Below are 13,980 nucleotides of genomic sequence, written 5' to 3'. Positions count from 1 at the left end.
GGGCCGCGAGGCGGCCGGGTCGATACAGGGGATGCAGTGTACATCCTGGCCGGCGTTCGCGGCTTCCCTGGCGGGGGCGCGGCAACGGCAGCCTGGGCGGTCGTTGAGGCCAGGGCTCAGATCCGGCGGCTGCGCAGCAGTAGCCAGAGCAGGTAGAAACCGCCGAGCAGGCCGGTCATCAGGCCGATCGGCAGGTTGGCGACGTATGCCAGGCGCTGGCCGAGCAGGTCGGCGGCCAGCAGCAGGACCGCGCCCATCAATGCGCCGGACAGCAACGGCACCCCGGCCGAGCGGGTCAGGCGCCGGGCCAGTTGCGGGCCGGCCAGGGCGATGAAGGCGATGGGGCCGGCCGCGGCGGTGGCGATGGCGGTCATGCCGACGGCGACCAGGACCATCTGCAAGCGCACGCGCTCCACCGCCACGCCGAGCTGGGCGGCGCTGGCATCGCCCAGCTCCAGCACTTCCAGGCGACGACCGTGGTACAGCGCCAGCGGCACGCTGGCGAGCAGGCCCAGCGCTGCCGGGACGACGTGCGACCAGGTCCGGGTGTTCAGCGAGCCGGCCAGCCAGAGCTGGGCGTACATCGCCTGGTCGAGGTTGCCGGTGACCAGCAGCAGGCTGTTCAGGCCCGACAGGCTGGCGCCGACACCGATGCCCACCAGCACCAGGCGGTAGCCGCCGGCGGTGGCGCCCCGGCGCGCCAGCAGCACCACCGCCAGCGCCGTGCAGAGGCCGGCGGCCAGCGCCGCCAGCGAGGTGGCCAGCGGGCCGGCATCGAACAGGATGATCTGCACGATGGCGCCGCTGGCGGCGCCGGTGGTGAAACCGATGACGTCGGGCGAGCCCAGCGGATTGCGCGAGATCGACTGGAAGATCGCCCCGGCCATGCCCAGCGCGGCGCCAACCAGGCAGGCGGTGAGCACCCGTGGCAGGCGCACGCGCTGGACGATGCGCTGGGCGGTGGGGTCCTGGCCCTGGCCGAGCAGGCTGGCGAACACCTCTGCCGGGCCCAGCGCCAGGCTGCCGGTCCCCAGCAGGGCCGCCGCCAGCGCCAGCCCGATCCCCGCGAGGACCAGGCAGGCCAGCGCCGCCCGTGGCCGCCAACGCAGCGACAGGGAACCCAGGCGCAGGGCGTGGAGACCGTTCACAGGCGGCTCAGGCGGAAGCGCCTGACCAGGACGATGAAGGCCGGCCCGCCGAGCAGCAACGCGACGATTCCGGCGGCGATCTCCGCCGGCGCCGCCAGCAGCCGCCCGAGGATGTCGGCGCCGAGCAGCAGGCCGGCGGCGATCAGCGCCGAGAAAGGCAGGATCCAGCGCTGGTCCGGTCCGGCCAGCAGTCGCGCGAGGTGCGGGGCGACCAGCCCGACGAAGGCGATCGGCCCGGCCAGGGCGGTGGCCGCGCCGGCCAGCAGCATCACCGCCAGGCAGGCGAGCAGCCAGGTCAGGCGCAGGTCGACGCCGAGCGCCCGGCCGATCTCCTGGCCCAGGGCCAGGGCATTGAGCCTGGCGGCGAGGGCGAAGGCGGCGGCCAGCCCGGCGCCGATGGCCAGGCCCGGCCATCCGAGCAGGGCGAAGCCGCTGCCGGAAAGCGAGCCGGCGGCCCAGTGGCGGAAGCGGTCGAAGACTTCCGGCGGGGCGTTCAGCACGATGATCCCGGTCAGCGAGGCGAGCATCACCGACAAGCCGGCACCCGCCAGCACCAGGCGCACCGGGTTGGTGCCGGTCTCGCGGGCCTGGCCGAGAAGGAATACGGCGATGCCGGCCAGGCCGGCGCCGAGGAAGGCGCAACCGAGGTACTGGCCCATGCTCGCCAGGTCGAACAGCGCGACCCCGACGATCACCGCCAGCGCCGCGCCGGCGTTGATTCCCAGCAGGCCGGGTTCGGCCAGCGGATTGCGCGTCAGCGCCTGCATCAGCGCGCCGGCCACTCCCAGTGCCGCACCGGCCAGCAGCGCCACCAGGGTGCGCGGCAGGCGCAGTTCGCGTACCACCAGGTGGCGATCATCGTGCGGATCGACGGCTTGCAGGGCATCCAGGGTGACCGCCAGGGGCACCGGCCGCGAGCCCAGCGCCAGGCTGGCCAGGGCCGCCAGCGCGAGCAGCAGCGCGCCGGCGAGCAGGCCCCAGGCGCGCAGGCGCCGGCGGCGCATCGGGGACGCCTGCATAAGCGGACTTCCGGCGAACGGGCGCATGGCTCAGCGGAAATGGCGGGCGACGTTGTCGATCATCTGCCGCCCCGAGTAGTAGTCGATGCGGAAGGAACTGGGGCCCAGAGCGTACACGCGCTTTTCGCGCACCGCCGACAGGTTGGCCAGCACCGGGTCGGCGAGGAACGCCTGCACGTCGTCGTCGCTGGCGCCGAGCAGGAACACGCTGTCGCCGGCGATGGCGGCGGGCAGGTTTTCCCGCGAGATGAACTGGAAGTCCGAGGCGCGCGTCACCTTGCCCGCTAGCGCCTCCGGCAGTTCCGCCACCTGGAAGCCGAGGGCTTCGAGCAGGCGTGCCTGGGGGCTGGCCTGGCGGCCGATGGAATAGCTGCCGGCGATGTTGTAGCCGACCACACTGACCGGGCCCTGCGGCGGCGCGATGGCCGCGGCGACTTCGGCGGTGTAGGCGTCGAAGCGCTGGATGGCGGCCTGCGCCTGGCGTTCCAGGCCGGTGTGCCGGCCCAGCTCGGTAGCCAGTTCCTGCCAGCTGTGTTTCGAGTAGTCGACCACCAGCGTCGGTACGCCCTGCGCCTCCAGCTCCGCACGGTATGGCGCGGCGCTGTCGGCGCCGGTGGCGGAGGCGACCAGCAGGTCCGGATCCTGGGCGATCACCGCTTCGATGTCGAAGCGCAGGTTGCGGTAGAGCACCTCGACGCCACGCTGGTCGGCGACCTTCGCCCATTGCGAGAAGAAGCCCTTGGCGTCGGTCAGGCGACTTGGCGTGGTGGCGGCGCTGGCCACCAGCGGCGCGTCCATCGCCAGCAGGATGCCGGTGACGCTCGGGGTGGTGGAGACGATCCGCGCCGGCTTCGGCTCCCCGGCCGCGGCGAGGGTGGCGAACAGGCTCAGGGCGAGGGCGAGTAACGGCAGGGCGGAGCGGCGGCGGGTCGGCATGAAGGCTGTTTTCGCTGTAGGGGAAGCCGGGCGGACGGATTCATATGATAATGCTTCTCATGCAGTCTATTCCATAATGTAGAATCGATTCCACATATTCGAGCCATCTCATCCAGGAACCTCCCATGACCCATCGCCTGCACGCGGACGCCGTGACCTTGCGCCGCGACGCGCGGACCGTTTCGCGGAATCTCTCGCTGGCCATCCCCGAGGGTTCGTTCAGTGTGATCGTCGGGCCCAACGCCTGCGGCAAGTCGACCCTGCTGGCGGCATTGTCGCGTCTGTTGGCGCCGGCCGAGGGCCGGGTGGTGCTGGATGGCAGGGATATCCACAGCCTGCCGGGGCGGGAAGTGGCGCGGCGTCTCGGCCTGCTGCCGCAGAGCGCGCTGGCGCCGGATGGCATCACGGTGGCCGAGCTGGTGGCGCGCGGACGCTATCCGCACCAGTCGTTCCTGCGCCAGTGGTCGCCGGCGGATGAGCGCGCGGTAGCGGCGGCGCTACGCGCCACGCGGGTCGACGGCCTGGCCGAGCGACCGCTCGACGCGCTCTCCGGCGGCCAGCGGCAACGCGTGTGGATCGCCATGGTGCTGGCGCAGGAAACCCCGTTGCTGCTGCTCGACGAGCCGACCACCTACCTGGATATCGTCCACCAGATCGAATTGCTCGAACTGCTCGCCGAGCTGAATCGCCAGGGGCGCACCATCGTCGCCGTGCTGCACGACCTCAACCAGGCCTGCCGCTATGCCTCGCACCTGATCGCCATGCGTGACGGCGCGATCCTCGCCGAGGGCGCGCCGGCGCATATCTTCACCGAGCGTCTGGTGGAGGAGGTGTTCGGCTTGCGCTCGTTGATCATCGCCGACCCGGTCAGCGGCACGCCGCTGCTGGTGCCGCGCGGGATCGCCGCCGACGCGCCGGGCTGAGGTGGCTCAGCGCGGCGGCGGCCGCATGCCGGGATGGAGGACCAGGCCGCCGGTGGACTGGTTGACCTGCAGCGCCTCGTGGAACAGCGCGTCGCGGTCTTCCGCCGACTGCAACTGGCCGAGATCGGTCACCGTGGTCATGGCGCAGACGATCTCCTGCTGGGCGTCGAACACCGGCGCCGCCTGGCCGGTGACGTTCGACAGCAGGTGGCTGGTCAGTTCGGCCCAGCAGCGCTCGCGCACCTCGTCGAGCAGAGCGCGGCTCGGCGGGCTGCCGCGGAAGTGCGCCGGTTGCTGCTTGCGCGCGGCGTCGACCACGGCCTTCGGCAGGAAGGCCTGGAACACCAGGCCGCAAGCGGTATTGTCGATGGGCAGGATATCGCCCAGGGCCAGCGGGTTGATCGAGAAATAGGCGCTGCGGTACCAGCGCACCAGGGTCGGGCCGCGCTCGGTCCAGATCGCCACCCCGCCGCTGGCGGCATGCCGTTGGGCCAGGGCCTTCATGTGGCGGGCGGCGATATCCACCGCGTCGATCCGCTTCAGCGCGCCTATGCCGATGCTCAGCGCCGCCGGCCCGAGGTCGTAGAGACCGCTGAGCGGGTCCTGGCGGGCCAGGCCTTCCTTCACCAGGCTCTGCAGGTAGCGGTGCGCGGTGGAGCCGCCGGTGCCGGTGCGCCGGGCCACTTCGCCGAGGGCCAGCTCGCCTTCGGCGTTGGCCAGGGTCTTCAGGAAGCGCGCGGCGATGGACACCGACTGGATGGTGCCGGAGCGCTTTTCGCCCGGGGCGTCCGGCATCTCGTCCGCCGGGGGCTGCGAAGTATTCAACGGCTCGGTCTCCTCACCACGGTTGATCCATAGGCTTCGGTCCGCGCTGCGGTGGCGCGGGCGGCGCCCATGATACCGATTCCCCGGGGCGGTGGGGCGCCGCGGAAGGGACGGGCGTAGGAGATTCCATATTTCGCAATGAGGAATCTATTCCCCATTGAGGAATGATCTGGTGGCGTGATAGCCTGAATGGAAAAGAGAGTCATTCCCATTTGGAGAAGATCCTTGAACGCCCGCACGCACCGCACGCTCAACCGGGGAATCGGCGTCGTCACGCTGTCCACCCTGCTCGCCTCGCCATCGGCACTGGCCCGGGAAAACCCGCCCGCCGAGGACGAACCCGCCGCCCTCGAGGCGCTGGTCGTGACCGGCGAGAAACGTGAACGCTCGCTGAAGGACACGGCGTCCTCGGTATCGCTCACCAGCGCCCGCGACATCGACCGCAAGCAGACCGGCAACGCCTCGGTCGCCGAGGTGATCAATGGCAGTCCCAACGTGGTCTACACCGACTCGGTGGGCGCGCCGATCATCCGCGGCCAGGACACCCAGGGCCCGAACAACGGGCAGAACGTGTTCTGGGGTGGCACAGTGCCGCGGGCGACGATCAACCTCGATGGCCACTACCTGAACTACAACGAGATGTTTTTCGGCGCGACCTCGGTCTGGGACGTCGACAGCATCGAGGTGTTCCGCGGCCCGCAGACCACCTCCCAGGGCGCCAACGCCATCGCCGGGGCGATCATCGTCAACACCAAGGACCCGACCTTCAGCCCCGAGGCTGCCTACCAGGCGGAGATCGGCAGCTACCATTCGCGGCGCAGCTCGATCGCAGTGTCCGGCCCGCTGGCGCAGGACTTCGCCGGGCGCCTGGCGGTGGACTACGCGGGCCGCGACACCTTCATCGACTACGACAACCCGAAGTTCCAGGACAGCGGCACCGACCAGGACTTCCGCGCCCTCAACGCGCGCGCCAAGCTGCTCTGGCTGCCCAGCGGAATTCCGGGCCTGGAGAGCAAGTTCACCTTCTCCCACAACGACAGCAACCGCCCGACCCAGGAAGCGGCGACCCGCCCGTTCGACAAGCTCGACCATCGCTCGACCACCATGCCCAGCTGGGAGCAGGACACCAACACCAGCATCCTCGACGTCGCCTATGACCTCGACAATGGCATCCGCCTGTTCAACCAGGCGCAGTACTCGCTGTCCTCGGTGCACCGCACCACCGGCGCGGGCGGCGAGGGCGACGCCGACATCCGCCAGAAGAACGCCTCCAACGAATCGCGGATCAGCTTCGGCGAGCAGGAGGACCGGGTCAGCGGCATGGGCGGGGTCTACTACGCCCGTACCCGCACCGACGAGACGCTGCACCTGCGCGGGCTGTCGGCCTTCGACGACACGAAGAAGAACCTCGGTGTGTTCGGCGAGCTGAACTACCGCCTGAGCGACCGCTGGACCCTGACCACCGGCCTGCGCTACCAGGAGGATCGCATCGAGCGCAGCGGCAACTCGGTGCTGGCGCCGCGTCCGCTGGACTACCAGAAGACCTTCTCGGCCTTCCTGCCGAAAGTCTCCCTGGCCTTCGCCGCGACCCCGGACTGGACCGTCGGCGGCCTGGTCAGCCGCGGCTACAACCCCGGCGGCGTGTCGCTCAACCTGACCACCCGCAACTGGGCCTACTTCAAGGAAGAAACCATCTGGAACTACGAACTGTTCACCCGCGCCAGCCTGCTCGACGGCCGCCTGCTGCTGAACGGCAACCTGTTCTTCATGGATTTCAAGGACGCCCAGTACAACATCCCGGTGGTGGTTTCGCCGGGGGTGGCGCAGTCGTACACCATCAACGCCGAGAAGGCCCATGCCTACGGCATGGAGCTGGACCTCGACTACCGCCTGCGCGACGACCTGCGGCTGAAGGCCAGCGCCGGCGTGCTACGCACCCGGATCGACGAGATGTCCGGCAATACCGGCTACGAGCACAACGAGTTCGCCCGCTCGCCGGGCTATACCCTCAGCTTCGGACCGAGCTGGGACGTCACCGAGCGCCTCAACCTGAACGCCCAGGTGCGCTACCTGGACGGCTACTACTCGGACACCGCCAACACCAAGGCCTACTCGATCAACGCCTACACCCTCACCGACGCCCGCGTCAGCTACCGCTTCAACGACCAGGTGCAGCTCTATGGCTACGTGAAGAACGTGTTCGACGACCGCTCGCCCACCTACATGCAGGAAAACCGGGGGATCGGCGGCATCGAGGCGAGCATGACGCAGCCGCGGACCCTTGGCATCGGCATCAAGGGCACCTTCTAGGCGCCCCGAGAAGCCGGCCCCGCGCAGGGCCGGCCCAGCCCCAGAGCCCATACAGGAGATTGGCACGATGAGTACCCCGAAACGCCTGCACATCGGCATGTCGCTGGCCCCCACCTGGCTCAGCGGCGATGCCTGGCGGCGCCCCGACAGCAACATCGAAGGCATCTTCGGCAGCGATTTCGCCGTCGACATCGCCAGGCGCTCCGAAGCCGCCCACCTCGACTTCGTGTTTCGCCCGGACGTCAGCAGCCTGCCACTGGACGTGCTGGAGACCGGCTCCGGCTTCGCCAGCCTGGATCCCACCGTACTGCTTGCCGCGGTCGCCCGCGAAACCTCGCGGATCGGCCTGGTGTCGACGGTCTCCACCACGTTCTATCCGCCCTACGTGGTGGCCCGGCAGCTGCAATCGCTGCACTGGATCAGCGACGGCCGCGCCGGCTGGAACATCGTCACCGCGCTGCAGGGCCACGAGAACTTCGGCCTGGACGCGATGCCCGATGCGGAGCAGCGCTACGCGCGCGCCGCCGAGTTCACCCGGCTGGTGCACGACCTGTGGGACAGCTTCCCCCGCGAGGCACTCCTGGTCGACCGCGAGAGCGGCCGCTACGCCGACGTTTCCCGGGTGCGCCCGGTCGACCACGACGGCGAATTCCTCAAGGTCAAGGGACCGCTCAACCTGCCGGCCTTCGGCGAGGCGCGGATTCCCCTGGTGCAGGCCGGCGCCTCCGAGAGCGGGCGCGACTTCGCCGCCTCGGTGGCCGACCTGGTGTTCGCGCCGACCCCGGACAAGGAGGCTGCCCTGGAACTGCGCCGCGACCTTTCCCGCCGCGCCGAACGCCACGGTCGCTCGCCGCGCGACGTGCGCCTGCTGCCGGGCTTCAGCCTGTACCTGGCGGAGAGCCGCGAGGAGGCGCGGGAAATCTTCATGCAGACCCACGCGCGCCTGGACCGCGCGCGCAAGTTCGCCACGATCAGGCAGATGCTCGGCCTCGACCTCAGCGACTGGCCGCTGGACCGGCCGATTTCCGCGGCCGACCTGCCGCCGCCGGTGGCCAACCCCGGCAGCCGCACCCACACCGACCTGCTGCGGCGCCTGATCGAGCGCGAGACGTTACGCCTGGACCAGTTGCTGCTGCGCCCCGAGGTGGTTTCCGCGGCGCACTGGCAGGTCATCGGTACGGTGGACGATGCCGTCGAGCAGATCTTCGACTGGGCCGCCGCCGGCGCCATGGACGGTTTCATCGCCGCGCCGGGAGGCTCGGTCGGCTCGCTGCGGCTGTTCCTCGAACAGGTGGTGCCGCGCCTGGTGGAGAAGGGGCTGTTCCGCGAGCGCTACAGCGCCACTACCTTCGCCGGGCACCTGGCAGAGGAATGATGGAAAGGGCCGGCGACGGCCGCGACCTGGCGGCGATGGCGAGCGAGTGACCGCCTGCGGTTGGCCGCCTGACGGGCCCGCTGTATCGCAGCACGCCATCCGACCGGTGGGGCGTGGTACAGGCGAGGGAGCCTCTGCCTTGGCGTAGATACCGTCGTACCCCGGGGATCATCCGGACAGGTCGCAGCCTGGGCAGCGCTGGCCGTCGGCAGGCCTGGCATTCTGCTGTTACAACCATCCATCCATTCCTGCGGAAACGAGTGAACTCAATCGCCCCGAGCGCTGTCTGTCAGCCGTCGGCCCAACCGGGCCGGGCGCATGGCCCTTGGCCATGCGGTAGCCCCGCCCCGGTCGCGCGCTTGTCCATAACAATTCGACTGGCCGGCTTTTTCGCTCCCCTTTGCGGGTTTCGTTCTCTCGCCATGTGAAGATTGCCATGTCCCTATCCCGTCGCATCCCCGCCGCTCTTTCCCCGTTCCAGAACCGCGTCATCGGAGCCTGCCTGCTCGGCGGCCTGCTGGCGGCCGGCGCCCCGGCGCAGGCCGAGGAGGCGACCGGCAACGCGCGCTGGGTGAGCGACAGCCTGACCACTTTCGTGCGCAGCGGCCCCACCGATGGCTATCGCATCGTCGGCACCCTCACCTCCGGGCAGAAGGTCGAGCTGCTTGGCACCCAGGGCAACTACAGCCAGGTGCGCGGCGAGAACGGCAGCACCGTGTGGATTCCCAGCCGCGACTTGCAGGAGGTTCCCGGCCAGGCCGAGCGCCTGCCGCAACTGGAACAGAAGGTGGCCGCCCTGACCGCCGAGCTGGACGGCATCAACGACACCTGGAAGACCCGCGTGCAGGGCATGCAGGAAACCCTCGACACGCGCAAGAAGTTGATCGACGAATTGCAGGCGGCGCGCAGCAACCTGGACGCCGAGCTCGGCAAGGCCCGCTCCGACCTGCGTGCGGTGCAGGCGCAACTGGGCGACGAGAACAAGCAGGTGCTGATGCGCTACATGGTCTACGGCGGCAGCATCGCCGGCGCCGGCCTGTTCGCCGGGCTGATCCTGCCGTCGCTGCTGAGGGTGCGGCGCAAGCGCAACGACAAGTGGTTCTGAGCCTCCGCCCGCGTCTCTGCGTTTCGTAAAGGAAGCCCCGCCGGCCGCGGGGCTGTGTCGCAAGCTCGACAAGGGCTGAAGCGTCAGCCGCCCGGCGAGACGATGATCTTCACGTTGTGCTCCTTGTTGTTCACCAACTCTTCGAAACCGCGCTCGACGATTTCTTCCAGGCCGATGCGACCGGTCACCAGCGGTGCGATGTCGAGGCGGCCGTCGGCTATGAAGGCGATCACGTCGGCGAACTCGCCGTTGTAGGCGAGGGCCCCGAGCAACTGCTTCTCGGTGGAAACCAGCTCGAAGAAATTGAATTCACTGGGCTCCTCGAAGATTCCCACAAGCACGCACTTGCCGGCCTTGCGGATGGCATCGATGGCCAGCTTGGCGGTGTGCTTGTTGCCGATGCATTCGAAGCTGACGTCGGCGCCAAGCCCGCCGGTGAGGGCGCGGATTTCGCCTAGGGCGTCGCACCGCGAGGGGTCGAGCACCTGGCTGGCGCCGACCTCCAGGGCCTTGGCCTTGCGCGCCGAGGACATCTCCAGGGCGATCACCTGTGCCGCGCCGGCGGCGCGCGCGCACATGATGGTGCACAGGCCGATGGTGCCGGCGCCGACCACCACCACGTTCTGCCCGAGCAGGCTGCCGGCCTTCTTCACCGCGTGCATGCCCACCGCCAGCGGCTCGATCAGCGCGCCGGCCTCGCTGGGAAATCCGGCCGGCAGGGCGTAGAGCAGGTTGGCCGGTACGTTGACGTATTCGGCGAAGGCGCCGTTGTTCATCAGCCCGGTGAAGGCCAGGTTCTCGCAGATGTTGTACAGCCCATGCCGGCAGTAGTAGCAGGTGCCGCAATGCTGGCAGGCGTCTGCGGCGACCGCCTGGCCGAGGGCGAAGCCGGTCACGCCGTTGCCGAGGCGGACGATTTCGCCGCTGAACTCGTGGCCGAGGATGCACCGATCCTTGAGGCCGGTGAGCGGGTGCGGCGCCTCCACGGGGATGAATACCGGGCCGGCCAGGTATTCGTGCAGGTCGGAGCCGCAGATGCCGCACCAGTGCACGCGGATCTGCACCCAGCCGGGCGGCGGCTCGGCCGGGAGCGGCACGTCTTCCACGCGGATATCGTGGCGGCCGTGCCAGACGGCGGCGCGCATCGCCGCGTTGGCTTGCGGGGAACTGTTCATGTCGGTCGTCTCCTCAATGCTGGCGGAGGAAGTCGAGCAGCAGGCGGTTGACCTGCTCGGCGGCTTCCATCTGCACCATGTGCGCCTGTCCGGGAATGATCTCCACCTGGGCTGGCAGGCCCTCGGCATGCCGCGCCGGGATGATCGCGTCATCGCTGCCCCAGATCGCCAGGACCGGCTGGCGGCCCTCGCTCGCCACGGCACGCAGGTCGTTGCGCTGGCGACCGTCGGCGAACAGGTTGTCCAGCAACTGGCGCAGGGCCGCATCGACGCCTTCCAGGCGCTTGTAGCGGAGCATGTCCTCGAGCATCTGTCGGGTGACCAGCGCGGGGTCGGAGAACAACTGCACCAGTTGCGGCTTCAACGCGTTGCGGTTGGCCGCCTCGACGAAGCCGCGCAGGTAGTCGCCGTTGATCTCCTCGCCGAGGCCGGCGCTGCCGATCAGGCTCAGCGACAGCACCCGCTGCGGCGCCAGGCGCGCGCAGTTCAGCGCCACCGCTCCCCCCATGGAGTGACCGGCCAGGTGTACCTGTTCCAGGTCGAGGTGGTCGAGCAGGGCCAGCACGCTGCCGCTGAGTTCATCGAGGTCGCCGCGCACCAGGGCCTTGCCGGACTCGCCGTGGCCCGGCAGGTCTAGAGCGATCACCCGCCGCTCGGCGGCCAGCGCCTCGTGGTTGAACAACCAGTTGTTCAGGTCGCCACCGAAACCGTGGATCAGCAGTAGCGCCGGATCGCCCTCGCCGCGGTCGAAATAGCGCAGGAGGCGCCCGTCCAGCTCGACTTTCCGCGGTGCCGGTCCGCTATCCCCAGCGTCCTCGTCGGCGGGTACGAATTCGGCCTGGAAGCGTTGCACCAGTGCGTCGATCTCCTCGTCGCTCGCCTCGCCCTCGACCACCACGCCGAGCAGCGCGCCGACCGCCAGGGTCTCGTCCTCGCGCGCCACCTTGCGCCGCAGCACGCCCGAGAAGGGCGCCTCGACGCTGCTGGAGATCTTGTCGGTCTCCACGTCGAGCACCTCGTCGCCTTTCTCGATATGCGCGCCCTCTTCCTTGAGCCAGGCGTCCACCCGACCCTCGGTCATCGACAGGCCCCACTTGGGCATGGTCAGTGTATGGATCCGGCTCATGCCGCGTCCCTCCCTTCCAGGGCCTGGCGCACGGCTGCCTCGATCTTCGCCGCGTCGGGGATGTAGAGGTCTTCCAGGGCGTCGGAGAAAGGCACCGGCGTATGGGGCGCGGTGACCCGGCGGATCGGCGCGCGCAGCGCGGAGAAGGCCCGTTCGGCGACCAGCGCGGCGATGTCGGTGGCCATCGAGCAGCGTGGGTTGGCTTCGTCGACCACCACCAGGCGGCCGGTCTTTTCCACGCTTTCGAGAATGCTGTCCTCGTCCAGCGGGCTGGTGCTGCGCAGGTCCAGTACTTCGCAGGAGATGCCCTGGCGCGCCAGGCTGGCGGCGGCGTCCAGCGCCAGGTGGACCATGCGGCCGTAGGTCACCAGGGTGACGTCGTCGCCGTCGCGGAGGAAGTTCGCCTCGCCGAAGGGTACGCTGTACAGCTCCTCGGGTACCTCGCCCTGCATCGAATAGAGCAGCTTGTGCTCGCAGAAGATCACCGGGTCGTTGTCGCGGATCGCCTGGACCAGCAGGCCCTTGGCGTCGTAGGGCGACGACGGGCAGACCACCTTGAGGCCGGGGATGTGGGTCCATAGCGAAGTGAGCATCTGCGAATGTTGGGCGGCGGCGCGCAGGCCGGCGCCGACCATGGTACGGATCACCAGCGGGGTGACCGCCTTGCCGCCGAACATGTAGCGGAACTTGGCGGCCTGGTTGAGGATCTGGTCCAGGCAGCAACCGGCGAAGTCGACGAACATCAGTTCGCACACCGGGCGCATGCCGCGGGTGGCGGCGCCGACCGCGGCGCCGACATAGCCGATCTCTGACAACGGGGTATCCAGCACGCGGCCGGGGAACTGGTGGTAGAGGCCCTTGGTGGCCCCCAGCACGCCGCCCCAGGCGTCGTCCTCGCCGGGCGCGCCGGCGCCGCCGGCATTGTCTTCGCCCATGATGAAGACGCTCGGGTCGCGGCGCATTTCCTGGGCCAGCGCCTCGTTGATGGCCTGCTGGTAGCTGATCTTTCTCGCCATGATGGTTCTCCTCGTTCTTGTTTTCGGGCGGCTCAGGGATAGGACACGTAGACGTCGCGCAGCAGGTCGTCCGGCTCCGGCTTGGGATCGTTCTTCGCGCGCTGCACGGCATCCTCGATGCGCGCCTCGACCTCGGCGTCGATGGCGTCCAGGTCGCTGGCGGAGAGCAGGCCGGCGTGGCAGGTGCGTTCGCGGAACTGCTTGAGGCAGTCGCGGGTTTCCCGGTAGTGCTTTACTTCGTCGGGATCGCGGTAGGTCTGTGCGTCGCCCTCGAAGTGTCCGTAGTAGCGGGTCAGCTTGACTTCGATCAGCGACGGCCCCTCGCCGGCGCGGGCGCGCTCGATGGCGGCGCCGGCAGCCTCGTGGACGGCGAAGAAGTCGAAGCCGTCGACGGTCACCCCGGGCATGCCGAAACCGGCGGCGCGGTCGGCGATGTGGTCGCAGGCCACCGACCAGTTGGCCGCGGTGGCCTCGGCATAGCCGTTGTTCTCGGCGACGAACAGGCACGGCAGGTTCCACACCGCGGCCAGGTTCATCGCCTCGAACACCGCGCCTTCGTTGGAGCCGCCATCGCCGAAGAAGGCCACCGCCACCGCATCGCTGCCTTTCAGCTTGGCCGCCAGCGCGGCGCCGGCGGCCAGCGGCGCGCCGGCGCCGACGACTCCGTTGGCGCCGAGCATGCCTTTCTCCAGGTCGGCGATATGCATGGAGCCGCCCTTGCCCTGGCAGACCCCGGTCTTCTTGCCATAGATCTCCGCCATCATGCCGTGCACGTCTACGCCCTTGGCGATGCAGTGGCCGTGGCCGCGATGGGTGGAGGCGATGCAGTCGTCGTCGCGCAGGTGCGCCATCACGCCGGCGGCGGAGGCTTCCTCGCCGGCGTAGAGGTGGACGAAGCCGGGTATCTCGCCCGTGGCGAACTCGACGTGCAGGCGTTCCTCGAAGGCGCGGATGGTGCGCATCACGCGGTAGGCATGGAGCAGTTGGTCGGTGCTCAGAGTGGACATCTTGTTGTTCTCCAG

General features: G+C 69.3%; 12 protein-coding genes. 4 read left to right on the top strand and 8 right to left on the bottom strand.

The features are described from left to right. Window positions 1-116 precede the first annotated feature (116 nt). From FOC67_RS21990 to fepB, 3 genes are read right to left on the bottom strand one after another with little or no spacing between them, the layout of a single operon-like run. The gene (locus FOC67_RS21990; protein WP_003129378.1) at window positions 117-1,148 is read right to left on the bottom strand and encodes an iron chelate uptake ABC transporter family permease subunit; all 1,032 of its coding nucleotides are present in this window, start codon (window positions 1,146-1,148) and stop codon (window positions 117-119) included. Then, window positions 1,145-2,167, bottom strand: a complete 1,023-nt coding sequence (locus FOC67_RS21985) for an iron ABC transporter permease (RefSeq protein WP_003118181.1) — start codon at window positions 2,165-2,167, stop codon at window positions 1,145-1,147. The genes FOC67_RS21990 and FOC67_RS21985 overlap by 4 nt, the downstream gene beginning before the upstream one ends. Before the next feature lie 30 nt (window positions 2,168-2,197). After that, complete coding sequence (gene fepB, locus FOC67_RS21980; protein ID WP_003093531.1) at window positions 2,198-3,103, bottom strand: Fe2+-enterobactin ABC transporter substrate-binding protein; 906 nt, start codon at window positions 3,101-3,103, stop codon at window positions 2,198-2,200. Window positions 3,104-3,228: 125 nt separating this feature from the next. On the opposite strand from fepB, the gene FOC67_RS21975 reads away from it, so the two are divergent. After that, window positions 3,229-4,026, top strand: a complete 798-nt coding sequence (locus tag FOC67_RS21975; RefSeq protein ID WP_003093530.1) for an ABC transporter ATP-binding protein — start codon at window positions 3,229-3,231, stop codon at window positions 4,024-4,026. 6 nt (window positions 4,027-4,032) lie between these two features. Here the strand turns inward: FOC67_RS21975 and FOC67_RS21970 are convergent, their stop codons facing one another. Further along, window positions 4,033-4,821, bottom strand: coding sequence for an IclR family transcriptional regulator (locus FOC67_RS21970; RefSeq protein WP_003119004.1), 789 nt, complete (start codon window positions 4,819-4,821; stop codon window positions 4,033-4,035). A gap of 255 nt (window positions 4,822-5,076) precedes the next feature. Between FOC67_RS21970 and FOC67_RS21965 the strand changes: the two genes are divergently transcribed. From FOC67_RS21965 to FOC67_RS21955, 3 genes are all read left to right on the top strand, one after another. Further along, window positions 5,077-7,161 carry a TonB-dependent receptor gene (locus tag FOC67_RS21965; RefSeq protein WP_174707748.1) on the top strand — a complete coding sequence of 695 codons (2,085 nt, stop codon included), beginning with the start codon at window positions 5,077-5,079 and terminating at the stop codon, window positions 7,159-7,161. A 67-nt stretch (window positions 7,162-7,228) separates the two neighbouring features. Next, entirely contained in the window at window positions 7,229-8,536 is a 1,308-nt protein-coding gene (locus FOC67_RS21960; protein WP_009313303.1) for an NtaA/DmoA family FMN-dependent monooxygenase, read from the top strand. Window positions 8,537-8,972: 436 nt separating this feature from the next. Further along, window positions 8,973-9,641 carry a TIGR04211 family SH3 domain-containing protein gene (locus tag FOC67_RS21955; protein ID WP_003104779.1) on the top strand — a complete coding sequence of 223 codons (669 nt, stop codon included), beginning with the start codon at window positions 8,973-8,975 and terminating at the stop codon, window positions 9,639-9,641. A gap of 83 nt (window positions 9,642-9,724) precedes the next feature. On the opposite strand, the gene FOC67_RS21950 is transcribed toward FOC67_RS21955, so the two are convergent. The 4 genes from FOC67_RS21950 to FOC67_RS21935 are packed head-to-tail and all read right to left on the bottom strand — an operon-like array spanning window position 9,725 to window position 13,965. Then, window positions 9,725-10,786: a 2,3-butanediol dehydrogenase gene (locus tag FOC67_RS21950; RefSeq protein WP_223681893.1), complete on the bottom strand. Its 1,062-nt coding sequence runs from the start codon at window positions 10,784-10,786 to the stop codon at window positions 9,725-9,727. Window positions 10,787-10,829: 43 nt separating this feature from the next. Beyond that, a complete protein-coding gene (locus FOC67_RS21945; RefSeq protein WP_003093511.1) occupies window positions 10,830-11,942 on the bottom strand; it encodes an acetoin dehydrogenase dihydrolipoyllysine-residue acetyltransferase subunit in 1,113 nt (370 codons plus the stop codon). Beyond that, on the bottom strand, window positions 11,939-12,958 hold the full coding sequence (locus tag FOC67_RS21940) for an alpha-ketoacid dehydrogenase subunit beta (protein WP_009313307.1): 1,020 nt from the start codon (window positions 12,956-12,958) through the stop codon (window positions 11,939-11,941). Before FOC67_RS21940 ends, FOC67_RS21945 begins: the two co-directional genes overlap by 4 nt. Window positions 12,959-12,990: 32 nt before the next feature. Next, window positions 12,991-13,965: a thiamine pyrophosphate-dependent dehydrogenase E1 component subunit alpha gene (locus tag FOC67_RS21935; protein WP_009313309.1), complete on the bottom strand. Its 975-nt coding sequence runs from the start codon at window positions 13,963-13,965 to the stop codon at window positions 12,991-12,993. Window positions 13,966-13,980 lie beyond the last annotated feature (15 nt).

The organism is Pseudomonas sp. FDAARGOS_761 (genome assembly GCF_013343155.1).
Lineage (GTDB): Bacteria > Pseudomonadota > Gammaproteobacteria > Pseudomonadales > Pseudomonadaceae > Pseudomonas > Pseudomonas aeruginosa.
This window is presented reverse-complemented; position numbering and strand designations above follow the sequence as displayed.

What these genes read in the sequence shown, in the direction of transcription:
- FOC67_RS21985 (WP_003118181.1), bottom strand. Translation starts at nt 2,167, where the DNA reads ATGCAGGCGTCCCCGATGCGCCGCCGGCGCCTGCGCGCCTGGGGCCTG.
- fepB (WP_003093531.1), bottom strand. Translation starts at nt 3,103, where the DNA reads ATGCCGACCCGCCGCCGCTCCGCCCTGCCGTTACTCGCCCTCGCCCTG.
- FOC67_RS21975 (WP_003093530.1), top strand. Translation starts at nt 3,229, where the DNA reads ATGACCCATCGCCTGCACGCGGACGCCGTGACCTTGCGCCGCGACGCG.
- FOC67_RS21970 (WP_003119004.1), bottom strand. Translation starts at nt 4,821, where the DNA reads ATGCCGGACGCCCCGGGCGAAAAGCGCTCCGGCACCATCCAGTCGGTG.
- FOC67_RS21960 (WP_009313303.1), top strand. Translation starts at nt 7,229, where the DNA reads ATGAGTACCCCGAAACGCCTGCACATCGGCATGTCGCTGGCCCCCACC.
- FOC67_RS21955 (WP_003104779.1), top strand. Translation starts at nt 8,973, where the DNA reads ATGTCCCTATCCCGTCGCATCCCCGCCGCTCTTTCCCCGTTCCAGAAC.
- FOC67_RS21950 (WP_223681893.1), bottom strand. Translation starts at nt 10,786, where the DNA reads ATGCGCGCCGCCGTCTGGCACGGCCGCCACGATATCCGCGTGGAAGAC.
- FOC67_RS21945 (WP_003093511.1), bottom strand. Translation starts at nt 11,942, where the DNA reads ATGAGCCGGATCCATACACTGACCATGCCCAAGTGGGGCCTGTCGATG.
- FOC67_RS21940 (WP_009313307.1), bottom strand. Translation starts at nt 12,958, where the DNA reads ATGGCGAGAAAGATCAGCTACCAGCAGGCCATCAACGAGGCGCTGGCC.
- FOC67_RS21935 (WP_009313309.1), bottom strand. Translation starts at nt 13,965, where the DNA reads ATGTCCACTCTGAGCACCGACCAACTGCTCCATGCCTACCGCGTGATG.